The organism is Pseudomonas sp. P4_C4, from assembly GCF_056402055.1.
In genome coordinates this window covers 1-1,090 of record NZ_JBFUID010000134.1, presented here as the reverse complement: position 1 = coordinate 1,090, position 1,090 = coordinate 1, and the positions used below count along the sequence as shown (strand labels likewise).

1 protein-coding gene is annotated in these 1,090 nt (G+C 61.6%); it reads left to right on the top strand.

What is annotated here, in order from left to right:
- On the top strand, window positions 1-611 hold a 611-nt coding region (locus tag AC1DXW_RS30900), incomplete at its 5' end, for a hypothetical protein (RefSeq protein WP_477760903.1).
- Window positions 612-1,090 lie beyond the last annotated feature (479 nt).

The window sequence follows — 1,090 nt, the reverse complement described above, 5'->3', positions numbered from 1 at the left end:
TCATGGTCCTGACAGCCGACGACGAACTCGCTTACGGCCGGGTGCTCGGCGTCATCGCAGAATCTGGTGAGGCGTTCGTCGTCGACGGATACCTCGACGCCCAAGAACTCGTCCACATCCTCAAGGACAGCAACGCATCCCGTTTCCTCGTGAGCAACAAGTTGAGCGCGGGTCGCCTCGCCCAGCTCGCAATTCAAATCCGCCTGACGCCGCCCAATGAAGATGGTGGAGTTCGCGAGCTCAGGCGTGCCGACTTTCACGACCGTTATCTCATCGGTGATCACAAGGGTCTACGGCCTTGGTTCATCACTGAACGGCGTAGGAAAAAACATCACCACGCTCTGGAAATGCCAGGCGTCGCCGCCCAAACGATTCGGGCCCACGCGGAAAGCCTTTGGGAGGCCGCCGAGGTCGTCGCATTTACTCTTCAGCACGACGAAGACGGCCTCGTTGACGAAGGCGCACATGCGGAAGGGAGCCTTGAAGACGACGGCGCACCTGACAGTCGCCCCAAGGTCACCCGTTCCGAGGGTGGCGTGTATCGGCACGACGGTTGCCCCGTGCGGCACCGTTCGCAGCAAGCGGCTGAGCGCTGCACGAACGGTGGATGAACTGTCTCTATCCTTCTGAGCGTTCGCGGCTCATCACAGATGAGGGAATAGGCGTTGGCGGCGCGTCGGTCGCTGAGTAGGCGTCGAGACGTCCCGAGGATGGAAGTTCTCAGACCACCCATCTGCAAGACTTCGGCGTGCCGAGCGCCAACTTCGCCTGCCCTACCTGACGACTTCTGCCGGCTCGATGAGCTGGGGCCCGAGGTCACCGGTCAAGGGATCGAGCATGAGGCGACTCATGATGGCAGGACGTTGAACCGCCACGGCCATTGACAATGGCTGTGCAGAACGGTGGACCACGGCCCCTCGCAGCCAAACGCCGCAGTGGCCGTGAAGACAGCATCATCCCGCCGCCTGCGGGTTCCAACAGTCCCGTAGTGGCCGTAGCAGCGGGTTGTGTGCCAGTCGGCGCTAGGGATTCTGATGATTCGTCTCAGCGGAAGCCCCTCATGGGCGAAACTCATTCAACATCGCACGGT